Consider the following 15,167-nt stretch of genomic DNA (forward strand, 5'->3'; position numbering starts at 1 on the left):
TCCTTACGGGCCCCGTCCAGATCGCCCGACCAGGTCGGAAATCTCTTTCGGGTCCCATCTCGGGAAGGATTTAACAGGGTCGCCCCCTACCCTCCGTCTCGGACAGAACGGGGTGTCGCCACCCCGCCGACCGGCCCGCGCCGTCAGGCACGGACCAGATGCGTCGAAGCTTACGCCTCGTTGCCGGTCGCGCTATCGACGCTTACCGACACGCCCGGCCCCATGGAGGAGCTGAGCGAAATCTTCTTCATGTAGGAGCCCTTGGCACCCGCCGGCTTAGCCTTGGAGACCGCGTCGACGAAAGCCTTCAGGTTTTCGGTCAGCTTGGCCTCGTCGAACGAAACCTTGCCGATACCCGCATGCACGACGCCGTTCTTCTCGGCCTTGAACTGAACCTGTCCGCCCTTGGCGGCCTCGACGGCCTCCTTGACGTCCATGGTCACCGTGCCGACCTTCGGGTTCGGCATCAGGTTCCGGGGGCCCAGCACCTTGCCCAGACGACCGACGATCGGCATCATGTCAGGGGTCGCGATGCAGCGATCGAAATCGATCTTGCCCGACTGAACCGTCTCCATCAGGTCCTCGGCACCGACGATGTCGGCACCTGCGGCCTGTGCTTCCTCGGCCTTGGCACCACGGGCGAACACGGCCACGCGGACCGTCTTGCCGGTGCCGTTCGGCAGGCTGACCACACCGCGGACCATCTGGTCTGCGTGACGCGGGTCAACACCAAGGTTCATGGCGATCTCGACAGTCTCGTCGAACTTCGTCTTGGCGTTGTTCTTGACCAGAGCAACGGCTTCCTCGACCGAGATGTTTTCCTTGCCGGCGAATGCCTCGCGGGCCGCTTTTGCGCGCTTACCGAGTTTTGCCATCACTTCACCTCGATGCCCATGGAGTTCGCGGACCCCACGATGATCTTCATTGCCGCTTCGACGTCGTTTGCCGACAGGTCCTTCATCTTCGCTTCGGCGATCTCACGCACCTGCTTGACGGTGACCGTCGCGACGGTTTCGCGACCCGGCAGAACCGCGCCCTTGGGGCGGTTGCGCTTGCCGACGGGCTTCAGACCAGCAGCCTTCTTGAGGTAATAAGACGCGGGCGGCGTCTTGATTTCCATCGTGAAGGACTTGTCCTGGTAGTAGGAAATCACGGTCGGGCACGGCGCACCGGCCTCCATCTCCTGCGTCTTGGCGTTGAACGCCTTGCAGAATTCCATGATGTTGATCCCGCGCTGACCCAGCGCCGGGCCCACGGGGGGCGACGGGTTGGCCTTGCCTGCAGGGATCTGCAGCTTCATCTTGCCGACGAGCTTCTTCGCCATTGGCTTTCTCCTTTACGGCGGCGGGGAATTCCCGCCCTACATGTGCCCCTTGCGGGACGTTCTGCCGTGGTTCGACGACGCCTCGGCGCTGCCTCCCACGTCCGACTTACGCGGCCTTGCTGACCTGCGTAAATTTCAATTCCACCGGCGTCGCACGCCCAAAGATCGACACGCTTACCTTCAGGCTCTGCGCCTCGTCGTCGACTTCCTCGACCTGACCAGCAAACCCCTCGAACGGCCCGTCCGTCACGTTGACGTCCTCACCCACATCGAAGGTGATCAGGCTGCGCGGCGTTTCCTCGCCTTCCTGAACGCGGTTCAGGATCTGGTTCACCTCGGCGTCGCGCATCGGCATCGGCCGACCCTGCGGACCAAGGAAACCGGTAACCCGGTTGATCGAGTTGACGAGGTGATACCCCTCGTCGGACATTTCCATGCGGACAAGGACATAACCGGGCATGAAACGACGCTCGGAGGTCACCTTCTTGCCGCGACGCACTTCCAAAACCTCTTCGGTCGGGACCAGAACCTCTTCGATCTGATCCTCGAGGCCCTGCTCCTCAACAGCGGTGCGGATATGCTCCGCGACCCGCTTCTCGAAGTTGGACAGCACGCTGACTGAATACCATCGCTTCGCCATCTACCTCGTCCGCCCTTGCCTTGCGTTCCGTCCGCCTGATCGCGCCGAGAACCCGTCTTTAAAACGTGAAACGGCGCACATCCGAATCAATGTGCGCCAGCTCTGTGATCAAGTCGCGACCCCATACCCCCGCAGGACAGAAGGCACAAGGCCTGCGATCCGGTCGGTCAGAAATAGGCGAGAACTTCCGTCAGGCCCGTGCGGATGATCAGATCCACAAAGAAGAAGAATGTCGCCGCGACGATTGCGAGAAGAAACACCATCACCGTCGTGAGGACGACCTCACGACGTCCGGGCCAGACGATCTTTCCGATCTCGGCTCGGGTCTGCTGCACGAATTGGACCGGGTTGGTCTTTGCCACGGCATGTTCCTCTCGCTACGTCCGCCGCAGATATGGCGAGATGCGGCAAAGCGCAAGCATGCTGTCGGCTGCTTGGCACGGAATACCTTCAGGATGCCGATCGTGACGGCAGCGGTGCGGATGATGACAGCGCCAGATCCCATTTGCGCACCTCTTCGGCATCCGCGGTCAGGACGCCGTACTCCCGCGGCGGAACCACCGGCTGTCGCGCCACGGGTTTGCGCGGAACGCCTGCGGCACCGCTGATCGCCCGGTCGACCCCGGGATGGCGATCGAAGCGTTCGATCTGTGACAATATCTGCGAGGCCGCTTCCTTGAGGGACAGGTTTGCTGTCGACATCTCCTCGAACATGGCGGTGTTCTGCTGCGTTGCCGTATCGATCTCGCCCATGGCGCGATTGATTTCCGCCACCGATCCGGACTGATCGTCGGCCGATTGGGCAATCTCTGCGACCTGGTCTCCGATCCGGTCGATCCGCTCGCCCAGGGTGACAAGGGTATCGCCCGTCCGCGCAACGCGCTGGACGCCGAGACTGATCTGGTCAGAACTCCGTGTGATCAGGACACCGATCTGCTGGGCCGCGTCCGATGCACGCTGGGCAAGGGCCCGCACCTCGGAGGCGACGACCGCAAACCCCCGCCCTGCCTCGCCGGCGCGTGCGGCCTCCACACCGGCATTCAGGGCCAGAAGGTTGGTCTGGAACGCGATATCGTTGATGACGCCAAGGGTATGCGAGATCTCGTCGGAGGCGGCCTGAATCTCGCGCATGCTCTCGATGGCCTTCTGGACAACCTCATCGCTCTGCCGTGCGTCTTCCCGCGCCGATTCCGTAAAGCCCTTCGCGTCCTGGGCAAGTTTCGCCGTTGCACCGATCGCACCTGTGATCTGCTCGACCGCGCCTGTCGTTTCGGCCAGCGACCCCGCCGTCCGCTCCGTCCGTTTCGACAATTCCTCGGCCGAGGCCGACAGGTCGCTGGTTTCCTCCATCACCTCGGACGCGTTGCGATACAGGTCTTCGAACGCTTCCTGCGTATTGCACGCGACCCGGTTCATCGCTTCCTGCAGCAAGGCGAAAACGCCGCTGCGCTCGCCCTCCATCCGTGCGTAGAGACGGCCCTCGGCCAGCTCGGCGGTCAGATCGATCACATCCGCGAAACCCTGCTCGATCTTGCCGAACAGACTGTTTAGCATCTGTCTCAGCGCGACCTGATCTTCGGCGACATGCGTCTCGTCCATGCGGACCGCGAAATCTCCGTCCGAGGCCGCCGAGACAAGCCTGTGCAGATCATCCTGCAGCTTGGCCTGCTCCTCGAAACGCAAGGTGGATGCCGCGTGTCGTGCATCTGCCCGGGCGACCTCTGCCTGCCGCTCCTTTTCGACGGCAAGGCGTTTCTCCGCCTCGAGGCCGGCCCTCTCCGCTTCGGCACGCCGGCTCCGCTCCTCGGCCGCATGCCGGGATGCGACGCTTACGCGGATGATCTCCAACGCATGCCTGATCCTGTCGATCTCCGTCGTATGCGCCTTTGGAAGCGCCCCCTCCAATCGGTCCTCTGCGATATCCTGCATGGCCTCCGTCATCTTCGAGACAGGGCGCACCACGTGCAGGTGAACTTGCAGGATGACCGTGGCGCAGCCTGCGATCAGCAGGAGCAGTTCCGTCCAGAACAGGGCGCCCAGGATGTTGCCGCGGGATGCCGCCACCATCGCCCGCGAATACGCAACCTGGACCGAAAGCGACGGTTGCCCCGTGCCATCGGAAACCGGAAACACCGCGACGGATGTCTCGCCAAGACGGGTGACGGAAACCTGCTGTGTTGATCCGTTCGACGCGACTGCTGGAAACACCGGCTTATCGGCGGTGTCTGCAAAAGCCTCCATCAGCAGGCGACCATCGGCAGTAACGACGCGGATGCCCGCAATCTGATTGTGCTGCGCGTCGACCCTGGCGCGCGCCAGATCTTCTGCGGCCGCCATGTCCCCGGCAAGAAGCACCTCTGACAGCTGATCGGCAAGCAATTCCCCGTCACCGCGGATCATGATCTCGAACTGCTGCGACAGCCCCGCATCGATGCTGCGTGCCGCAAACCAATGCATGACGGCGAAACCGAGGATGAGGACACCACAGATTCCGGCGGCGCACCGAAACGCCAGTGACCTCCAGACCGGTGCAATTCTGGCGCCATCCGCCCGCGAAATGTCGGGGTCCGGGCCCTGCGCATCCTCGACGGGTCCTGTAAGGGTTGGAAGGTCGCTGGCCATAACCGTCACTCCTGCATGTGACGACAGCGCTAAGCCTCAAACCTGAAGAATTCCTTTCGTGATCGACGCCTGCGACCCGAAGTCATGCGCGGCTAGTCCGGCCGCAGGACGCGGCGGAAATGCTGCTCCACCTCTGTCGCGGCCTCGGCCCATGCGTCCCTTTCGTCCCCGAGGACCGCGCGGACCTGAACGTCGAAATCCGCGTAGTGTTGCGTCAACGCCCAGATGGAGAAGATCAGGTGATGGGGATCGGACCGTGCGATCCGACCGGCGCGCATCCATTCCGACAGGATGATGGCATGGGAATCGACAAGGTCCCTCAGATCGCCGGCAAGGGCATGTTCGATCTGCGGCGCGCCGCGCAGGATCTCTCCGGCAAACAGGCGGCTTTCACGGGGAAAGTCGCGTGCGAGGGTCAGCTTGCGACGGACATAGGCCAGTATCTCCTCGACCGGGTCCCCATGGGGGTCGAGCGCGCGCAGCGGGTCGAGCCATGTCTGAAGGAGGCTGTCGAGCAATGCGAGGTATATCGCCTCCTTGGAGGAGAAGTAGTAGAGCAGGTTGGGTTTCGACAGACCGGACGCGCCGGCAATCGCATCCAAGGTTGCCCCCCGGAATCCATCCGTCGAAAAGACATCGAGGCCGGCTTCGAGGATGCGGGCCCGGTTGCGGGCTTGGATTCGGGTCGGTCCGGCGTCGTCGGGCATGCGCGCTCCTCGGGCGACTACTGCAGCATTCTGCCAAATTTCTCAGCAGACGCTGTCCGATCACTCGGGGAGAGGAGCGCCGGTTGACTGATCGCTGCCCCGTGATAGCGTCGCTTTGACCAGACGGTCAAATCTTTGGACGGGGGAACGGAAGATGGCGACGACAGCGGGACAGAACATGCGTATCGACCCCGACCGCCTTTGGGACAGCCTGATGGAGATGGCTAAGATCGGCCCCGGCGTTGCCGGCGGGAACAACCGTCAAGCCCTGACGGATGCCGACGCGGAAGGGCGCGCCCTGTTCCAGAGCTGGTGCGAAGCGGCCGGGATGACGATGGGCGTCGACCGCATCGGCAACATGTTCGCCACGCGCGCGGGCGCCGATCCGGATGCCCTGCCCGTCTATGTCGGATCCCATCTGGATACCCAGCCGACGGGCGGCAAATACGACGGCGTTCTGGGGGTGCTGGGCGGGCTGGAACTGATCCGCACGCTCAACGACCTAAACATCAAGACGAAGCATCCGATCGTCCTGTCCAACTGGACCAACGAGGAAGGCACGCGGTTCGCCCCCGCGATGCTGGCGTCCGGCGTGTTCGCCGGTATCCACACGCAGCAATGGGCCGAGGACCGGACGGACGCGGAGGGCAAGCGTTTCGGCGACGAACTCGACCGGATCGGATGGCGCGGAGACGAGGAGGTCGGCGCGCGCAAGATGCACGCCATGTTCGAGCTGCATATCGAGCAGGGACCGATCCTCGAGGCAAAGGAGAAGGACATCGGCGTCGTCACGCATGGTCAGGGCCTGTCGTGGACGCAGGTGACCGTCACGGGTCGCGAGGCGCATACCGGGTCCACCCCCATGCCGATGCGCCGGAACGCCGGTCTTGGCATGGCCCGCATCCTCGAGGAGGTGGACGCCATTGCCCTGTCCCATGCACCGCATGCCGTCGGCGCGGCGGGGCATATCGATATCTACCCGAATTCCCGCAACGTGATCCCCAGCAAGGCGGTGTTCACCGTCGATTTCCGTTCCCCCGACATCAAGGTGATCGAAGAGATGGAGGCCCGGCTGCATGCGGCGGCCACACGGATTGCCGATGAAATGGGCCTCGAGGTCGCGTTCGAGAAGGTCGGCGGCTTCGACCCCGTCACCTTCGACGAGAGTTGCGTCACCGCGGTGCGTGGCGCAGCCGAGCGGCTGGGTTACAGCCATATGGACATCATTTCGGGCGCGGGACACGACGCCTGCTGGATCGCCGCCGTCGCGCCGACGGCCATGATCATGTGTCCCTGTGTGGACGGCCTGTCCCACAACGAGGCGGAAGACATCACGAAGGACTGGGCCCGTGCCGGGGCAGACGTCCTGTTGCATGCCGTGCTGGAAACGGCAGAGGTGGTGGCGTGAAGGAACGGGCCATCACGGTCCTCTACTGGGTCGGCATGCTCGGCTCCGTCCTGTTCCTGGCGTTCTGCATATACGGGACGGTAGAAGGCTGGCCGTACTACAGCTTTGCAAGGTTCATGGAATATGTCGGCGTCGGATATCTCTTCGCGCCGCTGCCATTCGCCATAGGCTGGGCGGTCCGTTTCATCGTGCTTGGCACGAAAGGGATTTCGCCGTGACCGTCGTTCGGGACTGCAATGGGCAACGCTATGAGGGTCGCCGCCATGCAATCCTGAAGACGGCGATCGATACGCCCCCCCTTGTGGCAGAAGCCGCGCGTTGATGTGCAACCTTCTTGCCGGATCATCTTGACCAAAGGACGGATAAACCAGTGCTGACCCGACCGGACACCATCACCCAGCTGCGCATCGATCTTGCCGCCGTCCTCAGGCTTGCGGCCCGCGAAGGGTGGCACGAAGGCGTCGCCAACCACTTTTCCGCCGCCACGTCCGAAGATGGACGGCAGTTCCTCGTCAATCCGCGCTGGAAGCATTTCAGCCGCGTCCGGGCGTCCGACCTGATCGAGGTGGACGCGGATGACCCCACGACGATGGACCGACCGGACGCCCCCGACCCGTCGGCCTGGGCCATCCATTCCGCGCTGCACCGCGATCTGCCGCAGGCGCGTGTCGCCCTGCACCTGCACCCGCCCTATGCCACGGCGCTCGCAGGACTTCGCGACCCGCGCATCCTGCCCATCGATCAGGTCACCGCACGGTGGCACAACCGCCTGGCCTATGACCGCGATTTCGGCGGCATCGCCCACGAGGCCGAGGAAGGCGCGAGGATCGCGCAAGCGATCGGCAACCACGACGCGGTGATGATGGGAAACCACGGGGTTACCGTCCTCGGGCGCAGCGTCGCGGAAGCATGGGATGCGATGTATCATCTGGAGCGGGCAGCCCGCACCATGGTTCTGGCCCTGTCGACAGGGCGCGACCTCGCCGTCATGGATGATGCCTTGGCCGAGGAGACGGCCGCAGGGTGGGCTGTCTACAAGGATGCCGAGGTGGCGCATTTCGCGGAAATGAAGTGTATCCTCGACGACGAACAACCCGACTATGCGGAGTGACCCGATGATCCCCCCCACCCTGTCGCGCGCCCATCACCGCGTTGCCCTGCTTTGCATCGGGCTGTCCGTATTGATGGCTGCGGGCTGTGCCGCTTCGCTGCGCAACCCCGTCGCGAGCCCGGAATTGTACCTACAGACCGACGCCCCCGTGCCCTTCGCCGTGCGCAGCCTGCTGCCACGCGGTGTCATCGAATCCGACGTCCGGGTGCGCGACAATTGCTACGGCTACGCCTCCGGCGGGGTCGTCTATCCCGTCCTCAACCCACGCGGCACGCAGTACTGCATCTGACGCCGCCCCATTCCCAACCGGCGCCGCGCCGCACCTCGCCCTCACCAAGGAGACCGCCCCATGTCCAAGGTCATCAAGAACGGCACCATCGTCACCGCCGACCTGCAATGGAAGGCAGACGTCCTGATCGAGGGGGAACATATCGCCCAGATCGGTGAGAACCTGACCGCAGACGAGGTGATCGACGCCACCGACGCCTATGTCATCCCCGGCGGCATCGACCCGCATACGCATCTGGAAATGCCCTTCATGGGCACGACGGCCGCGGAAACCTTCGAATCCGGCACCTTTGCGGCCGCCGCGGGCGGAACCACGATGCTGGTCGACTTCTGCCTGCCCGGCGAGGATGGCAGCCTGCTCAACGCGATCGATGCCTGGGACGCCAAGTCCAAGGACCAGATCTGCACCGACATCTCCTACCACATGGCCATCACCGGCTGGAACGAGGGCATCTTCAACGAGATGGAGGCCGTGGTCCGCGACCGCGGCATCAACACCTTCAAGCACTTCATGGCCTACAAGGGCGCCTTGATGGTGGAGGATGACGAGATGTTCGCCTCCTTCCGCCGCTGCGCCGAACTGGGCGCCCTGCCCCTGGTCCATGCCGAAAACGGCGACATCGTGCAGGCCATGCAGGAGAAGCTGCTGGCCGACGGCATCACCGGGCCGGAGGGTCACGCCTATTCCCGCCCTCCCGAGGTGGAGGGCGAGGCCGCCAACCGCGCCATCATGATCGCCGATGCGGCAGGCTGCCCCCTCTACATCGTCCACGTCTCTTGCGAACAGGCGCACGAGGCGATCCGGCGGGCCCGCCAAAAGGGAATGCGCGTCTACGGCGAGCCGCTGATCCAGCACCTGACGCTGGACGAATCCGAGTATTTCAACAAGGATTGGCAATACGCCGCGCGCCGCGTCATGTCCCCGCCCTTCCGCAACAAGATGCATCAGGACAGCCTCTGGGCGGGCCTGTCTTCCGGCTCGCTCCAGGTCGTCGCCACCGACCACGCCGCCTTCTCGGATGAGCAGAAGCGCATGGGCCTCGACAATTTCACCCTGATCCCCAACGGCACCGGGGGACTTGAGGAACGCATGTCGATGCTCTGGACCAAGGGCGTCGAAACGGGTCGCCTGACGCCCGAGGAATTCGTCGCCACCACCTCCACCAACATTGCCAAGATCCTGAACATCTATCCGATGAAGGGCGGCATCATGCGCGGCGGCCACGCCGATCTGGTGGTCTGGGATCCGTCGATCCACCGCACCGTGTCGGTCAGCACCCAGAAGTCGATCATCGACTACAACGTGTTCGAGGGCATGGAGCTGAAAGCCGCGCCCCGGTTCACCCTGTCGCGCGGCGAAGTCATCTGGGCCCACGGCCAGAACAGCCAGCCGCAGCCGGGACGCGGCCGTTTCGTGTCACGCCCGCCCATGGCGTCGCCGTCCAAGGCGCTGTCGAAGTGGAAGGCCCTGAACACGCCCCGCAAGATCGAGCGTGATCCGATGAACATCCCGGCGGGGGTCTGATGGGATACGCAAACCCGGCGTGGACCGCGGCTGCCCGGTCACGGGTGTTCGCATGAGGCGCGCGCCGTACGACCGCGCGCTCCACTTGCGGCTCGCCCTCCTGACCTACGGCAACGCCGTTCTGGTCTATTTCCTCCTGACCAGGGCAGAGGCCGATACCTTCGCGGGCGCAGTCTGGAAGGTGGTCACGTCTCTCTACTGGCTGCTGCCTGTTGCGACGCCCTTCGCCCTCGTCTTCGCCCTTGCCGGGGCGCCAGTGGTTCGGCGCGTCTTAGCGGCTCTGCACCCGCGCGGCCGCATCGTCGCGGGCGCAGCGGCCACCCTCGCCTTCTTGGTCCCCGCCGCCACGATCGTCGAGCTTGCCTTGGCGCAGCGGGACGGATTCAGCGTCCTGCGCTGGGCGCTCCAGATCGGCGGGGGCATCGCGCTTGCCGTGATCTGGGCCCTGCTGCCTCACCGAAGGATATTCGATGCCTGACCCCGTCATTTCCGCCCATTCCCTCGACCTCACCTTCCAGACCGGTGACGGCCCCGTCCATGCCCTGTCCGATGTCTCCCTCGACGTGAACGAAGGCGAGTTCGTCTCCTTTATCGGCCCCTCGGGCTGTGGCAAGACGACGTTCCTGCGCTGTGTCGCGGCGCTTGAGACCCCCACTGGCGGCACCCTCAGCATCAATGGGATGACCCCGGACGAGGCGCGCCGCGCGCGCGCCTATGGCTACGTCTTTCAGGCTGCGGGCCTTTATCCTTGGCGCACCATCGGCAGGAATGTCACCCTGCCGCTGGAGATAATGGGATACTCCAAGGCGGACCGTGCGCAGCGGATGCAGGATGTCCTCGCCCTCGTCGAACTCGATCAGTTCGCCAACAAGTATCCGTGGCAGTTGTCGGGCGGAATGCAGCAACGCGCCTCCATCGCGCGTGCCCTCGCCTTCGACGCACCGATCCTGTTGATGGACGAACCCTTCGGCGCGCTGGACGAAATCGTCCGCGACCGCCTGAACGAAGAACTGCTTGCGCTGTGGAAACGCACCAACAAGACGACCCTCTTCGTCACCCATTCGATCCCCGAGGCCGTCTTCCTGTCGACCAAGATCGTCGTCATGTCCCCCCGTCCGGGGCGGATCACCGACATCATCGACAGTCCCCTGCCGCGGGACCGCCCCCTCGACATCCGCGACACGCCCGAATTCCTTGCCGTGGCGCACCGTGTGCGCGAAGGCCTGCGGGACGGGATGGAGGCCGCATGATCGCCGTTCTGGGCAAATCCCTGGGCGATATCCTCGGGATCGTCATCGCCCTGTGGTTCATCTTTTCGGCCGACTTCGCCGACATCCCCTACAAACGCATTCTGGATGCCGTGGCGCTGTTCGTGATCCTGTTGTCCGCGGTGCGCATCATTCAACGCCTGAGGCAGCGGCCATGACGGCCGCAACCGAAGCCCCCGCAAGCGCCCCCGGCGCTGGCATCGGGCGCAGCCTGCGGTCCGTGACCGGTCACCTTCTGCCTGTCGTCGTCGTCACCCTGACGATTATCGCCCTGTGGTATGCCGCCTGCATTCCCATGAACGCGCAGCAATCCGTGCTGGAGGCAGAGCGCGCGGGCGCGACCATCACCCCACCGACAGCAGCCGAGAGGCGCGACATGGCGGGCCTTGCCATCGCGGTCGCCAACCCCGGCCCCGCCCTTGCCGGGGCCTATGTGCAGGATCGTCCCCGCCTGCCTGCCCCGCATCAGGTCGTGGCAGAGCTTTGGGACACGACGGTCGGCAAGAAGATCACCTCCAAACGCAGTCTCGTGTTCCATGCGGGCATCACCCTTGGACCGACCCTGCTCGGCTTTCTCATCGGGTCCCTCGCGGGGGTCGCTCTGGCCATCGGCATCGTGCACAGCCGGGTGATGGACCTGAGCGTCATGCCCTGGGCCATCGCCTCGCAGACGATCCCGATCCTTGCGATTGCCCCGATGATAATCGTCGTCCTGAACTCCGTCGGGGTACAAGGGCTGATCCCCAAGGCGATCATCTCCGCCTACCTGTCGTTCTTTCCGGTGACGGTGGGCATGGTGAAGGGCCTGCGCGCGCCCTCGGCCGCGGACCTCGACCTGATGCGGACATGGAACGCCTCGGCCATGCGCACATTGGTCAGCCTTCGCTTACCTAATTCGCTGCCCTACCTCTTCGCGTCGCTCAAGATCGCCGTCGCCGCCGCCCTTGTGGGGGCCATCATTGGCGAATTGCCCACCGGGGCCGTCCGTGGCCTTGGCGCGCGCCTGCTGGCCGGCAGCTACTATGGCCAGACGGTGCAGATCTGGTCGGCCCTGTTCGCGGCGGCCATCGTTGCGGGCCTGCTGGTCATGGTCATCGCCCTGATCGAACGCGTCACCCTGCGCCGCATGGGGTTGACCCGATGAGCGCGCGCACGATCAACGGCGCGGGATGGCGCCTCGCCCTGACGGCATTGGTGGCGCTCCTCCTCGTGGCGACAGGCGCACTCAAGGCGCTCGCGATCTTCGCCGCATGGATCGCCCTATGGGTCGCGAACGCGGCATTGGCCCGGTCCCGCATCGGGCACTGGGCCGCGCCGATCCTGTTCGGTGTGACCCTTCTGATGCTGTGGGAATTGACGGTCCGTCTCTATGACGTGCCTACGGTGATCCTTCCCGCGCCCAGCCTGATCGCGGGCGCCGTGGTCCGGAACCTGCCGATCCTCTGGGGCGATTTCGTCCAGACGGTGCTCAAGGGTGCGCTGTCCGGCTGGATCATCGGCGCGTCTGCCGGCATCGCCACGGCTCTTCTGGTTGCGCGCTCGGACTTTCTGCGCCGCGGCCTGCTGCCGGTGGGCAACTTCGTCGCCGCCCTGCCCATCGTCGGCACCGCGCCGATCCTCGTGATGTGGTTCGGCTTCGGGTGGGAAAGCAAGGCCGCCGTCGTCGTCGTGATGGTGTTCTTTCCGGTGCTGATCAACACCGTCGCGGGGCTTGCGGATACATCACCGATGCAACGCGACCTGATGCGGACCTATGGCGCCAGCAGCGGTCAGGAGCTGCGCTACCTCAAGTTTCAGGCCGCCCTTCCGTTCATCTTCAACGGCCTGAAGATTGCAACGACCCTTGCCCTGATCGGCGCCATCGTCGCCGAATTCTTCGGCAGTCCGACGATAGGCATGGGCTTCCGCATCTCGACCGAGGTCGGGCGCTTGAACCTGCCGATGGTCTGGGCCTCCATCTTTGTCGCTGCCGTGGCGGGCAGTCTGTCCTACGGTGCAATTGCGCTGTTGGAGAAACGGCTGACCTTCTGGCATCCTTCGCAAAGAGCACGGGCCTGAACCCGCGCCGCACCCACCGGGACGGCACCGCCGGACCCACAACAACAGAGAGACACAGATGAAATCCCTGATCACCTCCGCCGCCCTCGCGCTGGCCATGACCGGCGGCGCATTTGCCGATGGTCACGCCAACACCGTCACCCTGCAACTTCAGTGGGTCACCCAGGCACAATTCGCGGGCTACTACGTCGCCCTCGACAAGGGTTTCTACGAAGCCGAGGATCTCGACGTTACCATCCTGCCCGGTGGCCCCGACATCGCTCCGCCGCAGGTTCTGGCCGGTGGTGGCGCGGACGCCATGCTGAACTGGATGCCCTCGGCCTTGTCCGCACGCGAAAAGGGCCTGCCGGTCGTTAACATCGCGCAGCCGTTCAAGACCTCCGGCCTGATGCTGACCTGCTGGAAGGATACCGGCATCGAGGGTCCGCAGGACTTCAAGGGCAAGACGATCGGCGTCTGGTTCTTCGGCAACGAGTATCCGTTCCTGTCATGGATGAGCCAGGAAGGCATTTCCACCGACGGTGGCGAAGATGGCGTCACGGTTCTCAAACAGGGTTTCAACGTCGATCCATTGTTGCAGCGGCAAGCCGATTGCATCTCGACCATGACCTACAACGAATACGGTCAGGTTCTGGACGCGGGCGTCTCCGAGGATGAACTGGTGACCTTCAAGTACGAGGACATGGGCGTCGCGACCCTCGAAGACGGGATCTACGTCCTCGAAGAGAACCTCGAAGATCCGGTGTTCGTCGACAAGATGACCCGCTTTGTCCGCGCCTCGATGGAGGGCTGGAAATACGCCGAGGCGAACCCCGAAGAGGCCGCCGAGATCGTGCTCGAGAACGATGAGACAGGCGCACAGTCGGAAGCGCATCAGGTCCGCATGATGGGCGAGATCGCCAAGCTGACCGCAGGCTCCGACGGGTCTCTGGATGAGGCCGACTTCCAGCGGACGGTCGACACCCTGCTGGCAGGTGGCTCCGACCCGGTCATCACGGCACAGCCCGAGGGTGCCTGGACCTCCGTGATCACCGACGCCGCGCTCAACTAGGTGATGACAGTGGCCGCGGGGTGCCGGGCTGGCATCCCGCGGCCAACGACGCGCCATGCTCCGTGGCTTGGCGGACATATCCACTGATCACAACATCGCATGGATTGCGGGGCGCCGCCGTCCGGCCGCACGCGGCAATCGGACCGTGCTGAACGTCCCAAACGAACGGCAACGGGGCCGCAGACATGAACATCAGCCGCCTCACCCTCAAACAGCTCGAAGCCTTCGCGGCCGTCAACGATGCCGGCTCGTTCCGGCGTGCAGCCGAGCTTCTGGCCACGACGCAATCGAATGTCTCAGGCCGGATCGCCGCGCTCGAAGCATTGCTCGGCGTTCGCCTGATGCATCGCAACGCTGGCTCCGTGCGCCTCACGGAACGGGGCGAGGTGCTGCTCGTCAAGGCACGGGCGGTTCTGGGCGCCGCCGATGCCTTGCTGGAGGCCGCCGGCCGCCGCGATGCGATTGGAGGACGGCTGAGGCTGGGCACGACGGAACTGGTCGCGGCCACATGGTTGCGCGCGTTCCTGCGCCGCTTCCGTGCGGTGTACCCTTCGGTCGATGTCGAGCTTGGCATCGACCTGTCGATCGAAATCGCCCGCCGCTTGCGGGACGGGGAATGCGATCTGATCCTGATGGCGGGCGCGGAACCGGCATCCGGGCCGGGCGACCATGACCTTGGCCTCGAACCATTCGCATGGTTCGCCCCGCCCGACATCGCAAAGGCGCTTGCCCCCTCCCCTTCGTTGGCCGACCTGATGCCGCATTCGATCCTGACGCATTCGCGACATACGACCGCGGTGCAGGACCTGTTGGCGGTCTGCGCGCGTGAGGGGTTGCCGACGCACCGGATCGTCTGTTCATCCAGTGGCGCATCCTGCCTGCAAATGGCCGAGGACGGCATGGGTGTCGCGCTGATCCCGCTGGCCATGGCCCGTGGCTCCGTCGCGCAAGGCGCGCTGCAACAGATCCATCCGGACTGGTCACCTTCCCCGCTGAACGTGCTGGCCCGGTTTGCCCCCGACCGCGCAACACCGGTCGTCCTGCACAGCGTAAAGATCGCCAAGGAAGTCGCAGCGGAGGATCGCGATTTCCGATCGCCCTGATGAAAACAAACGATTTGCGCGATCCTAGGCCCCGTGCTCATTCTCGGGAAGGCACCTCAAGA

The 15,167-nt window shown here is 64.4% G+C and carries 18 protein-coding genes; 12 read left to right on the forward strand and 6 right to left on the reverse strand.

Annotated elements, in window-relative coordinates:
• Positions 1–170 precede the first annotated feature (170 nt).
• The 6 genes from rplA to V6N07_RS15090 all read right to left on the reverse strand — a co-directional run bounded on the left by rplA (position 171) and on the right by V6N07_RS15090 (position 5,293).
• On the reverse strand, positions 171–875 hold the full coding sequence (gene rplA / locus V6N07_RS15065; protein ID WP_371157262.1) for a 50S ribosomal protein L1: 705 nt from the start codon (positions 873–875) through the stop codon (positions 171–173).
• Positions 875–1,324 carry a 50S ribosomal protein L11 gene (gene rplK / locus V6N07_RS15070; RefSeq protein WP_371157264.1) on the reverse strand — a complete coding sequence of 150 codons (450 nt, stop codon included), beginning with the start codon at positions 1,322–1,324 and terminating at the stop codon, positions 875–877. Before rplK ends, rplA begins: the two co-directional genes overlap by 1 nt.
• A gap of 106 nt (positions 1,325–1,430) precedes the next feature.
• A complete protein-coding gene (nusG, locus tag V6N07_RS15075) occupies positions 1,431–1,964 on the reverse strand; it encodes a transcription termination/antitermination protein NusG (protein WP_371157266.1) in 534 nt (177 codons plus the stop codon).
• 167 nt (positions 1,965–2,131) lie between these two features.
• Positions 2,132–2,326: a preprotein translocase subunit SecE gene (secE, locus tag V6N07_RS15080; RefSeq protein WP_371157268.1), complete on the reverse strand. Its 195-nt coding sequence runs from the start codon at positions 2,324–2,326 to the stop codon at positions 2,132–2,134.
• A gap of 88 nt (positions 2,327–2,414) precedes the next feature.
• Positions 2,415–4,586 (reverse strand): methyl-accepting chemotaxis protein, encoded by a 2,172-nt coding sequence (locus tag V6N07_RS15085; protein WP_371157270.1) that lies wholly within the window; start codon positions 4,584–4,586, stop codon positions 2,415–2,417.
• A gap of 92 nt (positions 4,587–4,678) precedes the next feature.
• Entirely contained in the window at positions 4,679–5,293 is a 615-nt protein-coding gene (locus V6N07_RS15090) for a TetR family transcriptional regulator C-terminal domain-containing protein (RefSeq protein WP_371157272.1), read from the reverse strand.
• 154 nt (positions 5,294–5,447) lie between these two features.
• On the opposite strand from V6N07_RS15090, the gene V6N07_RS15095 reads away from it, so the two are divergent.
• The 12 genes from V6N07_RS15095 to V6N07_RS15150 all read left to right on the forward strand — a co-directional run bounded on the left by V6N07_RS15095 (position 5,448) and on the right by V6N07_RS15150 (position 15,105).
• Positions 5,448–6,701, forward strand: a complete 1,254-nt coding sequence (locus tag V6N07_RS15095; protein WP_371157274.1) for a Zn-dependent hydrolase — start codon at positions 5,448–5,450, stop codon at positions 6,699–6,701.
• Positions 6,698–6,919 carry a hypothetical protein gene (locus V6N07_RS15100; protein ID WP_371157276.1) on the forward strand — a complete coding sequence of 74 codons (222 nt, stop codon included), beginning with the start codon at positions 6,698–6,700 and terminating at the stop codon, positions 6,917–6,919. The genes V6N07_RS15095 and V6N07_RS15100 overlap by 4 nt, the downstream gene beginning before the upstream one ends.
• Positions 6,920–7,071: 152 nt before the next feature.
• Positions 7,072–7,812: a class II aldolase/adducin family protein gene (locus V6N07_RS15105; protein ID WP_371157278.1), complete on the forward strand. Its 741-nt coding sequence runs from the start codon at positions 7,072–7,074 to the stop codon at positions 7,810–7,812.
• A 4-nt stretch (positions 7,813–7,816) separates the two neighbouring features.
• Positions 7,817–8,101: a hypothetical protein gene (locus V6N07_RS15110; protein WP_371157279.1), complete on the forward strand. Its 285-nt coding sequence runs from the start codon at positions 7,817–7,819 to the stop codon at positions 8,099–8,101.
• A gap of 60 nt (positions 8,102–8,161) precedes the next feature.
• Positions 8,162–9,625, forward strand: coding sequence for a dihydropyrimidinase (gene hydA / locus V6N07_RS15115; protein ID WP_371157280.1), 1,464 nt, complete (start codon positions 8,162–8,164; stop codon positions 9,623–9,625).
• Between the two features lie 52 nt (positions 9,626–9,677).
• Positions 9,678–10,103, forward strand: a complete 426-nt coding sequence (locus V6N07_RS15120; protein ID WP_371157281.1) for a hypothetical protein — start codon at positions 9,678–9,680, stop codon at positions 10,101–10,103.
• Entirely contained in the window at positions 10,096–10,875 is a 780-nt protein-coding gene (locus tag V6N07_RS15125; RefSeq protein WP_371157282.1) for an ABC transporter ATP-binding protein, read from the forward strand. Before V6N07_RS15120 ends, V6N07_RS15125 begins: the two co-directional genes overlap by 8 nt.
• Positions 10,872–11,051: a hypothetical protein gene (locus V6N07_RS15130; protein WP_371157284.1), complete on the forward strand. Its 180-nt coding sequence runs from the start codon at positions 10,872–10,874 to the stop codon at positions 11,049–11,051. Before V6N07_RS15125 ends, V6N07_RS15130 begins: the two co-directional genes overlap by 4 nt.
• A complete protein-coding gene (locus V6N07_RS15135) occupies positions 11,048–12,037 on the forward strand; it encodes an ABC transporter permease (protein WP_371157285.1) in 990 nt (329 codons plus the stop codon). The genes V6N07_RS15130 and V6N07_RS15135 overlap by 4 nt, the downstream gene beginning before the upstream one ends.
• Positions 12,034–12,951 (forward strand): ABC transporter permease, encoded by a 918-nt coding sequence (locus V6N07_RS15140; RefSeq protein ID WP_371157287.1) that lies wholly within the window; start codon positions 12,034–12,036, stop codon positions 12,949–12,951. Before V6N07_RS15135 ends, V6N07_RS15140 begins: the two co-directional genes overlap by 4 nt.
• 58 nt (positions 12,952–13,009) lie before the next feature.
• Entirely contained in the window at positions 13,010–14,002 is a 993-nt protein-coding gene (locus V6N07_RS15145) for an ABC transporter substrate-binding protein (RefSeq protein ID WP_371157289.1), read from the forward strand.
• Positions 14,003–14,187: 185 nt separating this feature from the next.
• Complete coding sequence (locus V6N07_RS15150; protein WP_371157291.1) at positions 14,188–15,105, forward strand: LysR family transcriptional regulator; 918 nt, start codon at positions 14,188–14,190, stop codon at positions 15,103–15,105.
• Positions 15,106–15,167: the final 62 nt, after the last annotated feature.

The organism is Jannaschia sp. 2305UL9-9 (genome assembly GCF_041403465.1).
Lineage (GTDB): Bacteria > Pseudomonadota > Alphaproteobacteria > Rhodobacterales > Rhodobacteraceae > Jannaschia.

Bases quoted from the DNA above. Each gene is read 5' to 3' on its own strand.
- rplA (WP_371157262.1), bottom strand. From the start codon at position 875: ATGGCAAAACTCGGTAAGCGCGCAAAAGCGGCCCGCGAGGCATTCGCC.
- rplK (WP_371157264.1), bottom strand. From the start codon at position 1,324: ATGGCGAAGAAGCTCGTCGGCAAGATGAAGCTGCAGATCCCTGCAGGC.
- nusG (WP_371157266.1), bottom strand. From the start codon at position 1,964: ATGGCGAAGCGATGGTATTCAGTCAGCGTGCTGTCCAACTTCGAGAAG.
- V6N07_RS15085 (WP_371157270.1), bottom strand. From the start codon at position 4,586: ATGGCCAGCGACCTTCCAACCCTTACAGGACCCGTCGAGGATGCGCAG.
- V6N07_RS15090 (WP_371157272.1), bottom strand. From the start codon at position 5,293: ATGCCCGACGACGCCGGACCGACCCGAATCCAAGCCCGCAACCGGGCC.
- V6N07_RS15095 (WP_371157274.1), top strand. From the start codon at position 5,448: ATGGCGACGACAGCGGGACAGAACATGCGTATCGACCCCGACCGCCTT.
- V6N07_RS15110 (WP_371157279.1), top strand. From the start codon at position 7,817: ATGATCCCCCCCACCCTGTCGCGCGCCCATCACCGCGTTGCCCTGCTT.
- hydA (WP_371157280.1), top strand. From the start codon at position 8,162: ATGTCCAAGGTCATCAAGAACGGCACCATCGTCACCGCCGACCTGCAA.
- V6N07_RS15120 (WP_371157281.1), top strand. From the start codon at position 9,678: ATGAGGCGCGCGCCGTACGACCGCGCGCTCCACTTGCGGCTCGCCCTC.
- V6N07_RS15125 (WP_371157282.1), top strand. From the start codon at position 10,096: ATGCCTGACCCCGTCATTTCCGCCCATTCCCTCGACCTCACCTTCCAG.
- V6N07_RS15130 (WP_371157284.1), top strand. From the start codon at position 10,872: ATGATCGCCGTTCTGGGCAAATCCCTGGGCGATATCCTCGGGATCGTC.
- V6N07_RS15135 (WP_371157285.1), top strand. From the start codon at position 11,048: ATGACGGCCGCAACCGAAGCCCCCGCAAGCGCCCCCGGCGCTGGCATC.
- V6N07_RS15140 (WP_371157287.1), top strand. From the start codon at position 12,034: ATGAGCGCGCGCACGATCAACGGCGCGGGATGGCGCCTCGCCCTGACG.
- V6N07_RS15145 (WP_371157289.1), top strand. From the start codon at position 13,010: ATGAAATCCCTGATCACCTCCGCCGCCCTCGCGCTGGCCATGACCGGC.
- V6N07_RS15150 (WP_371157291.1), top strand. From the start codon at position 14,188: ATGAACATCAGCCGCCTCACCCTCAAACAGCTCGAAGCCTTCGCGGCC.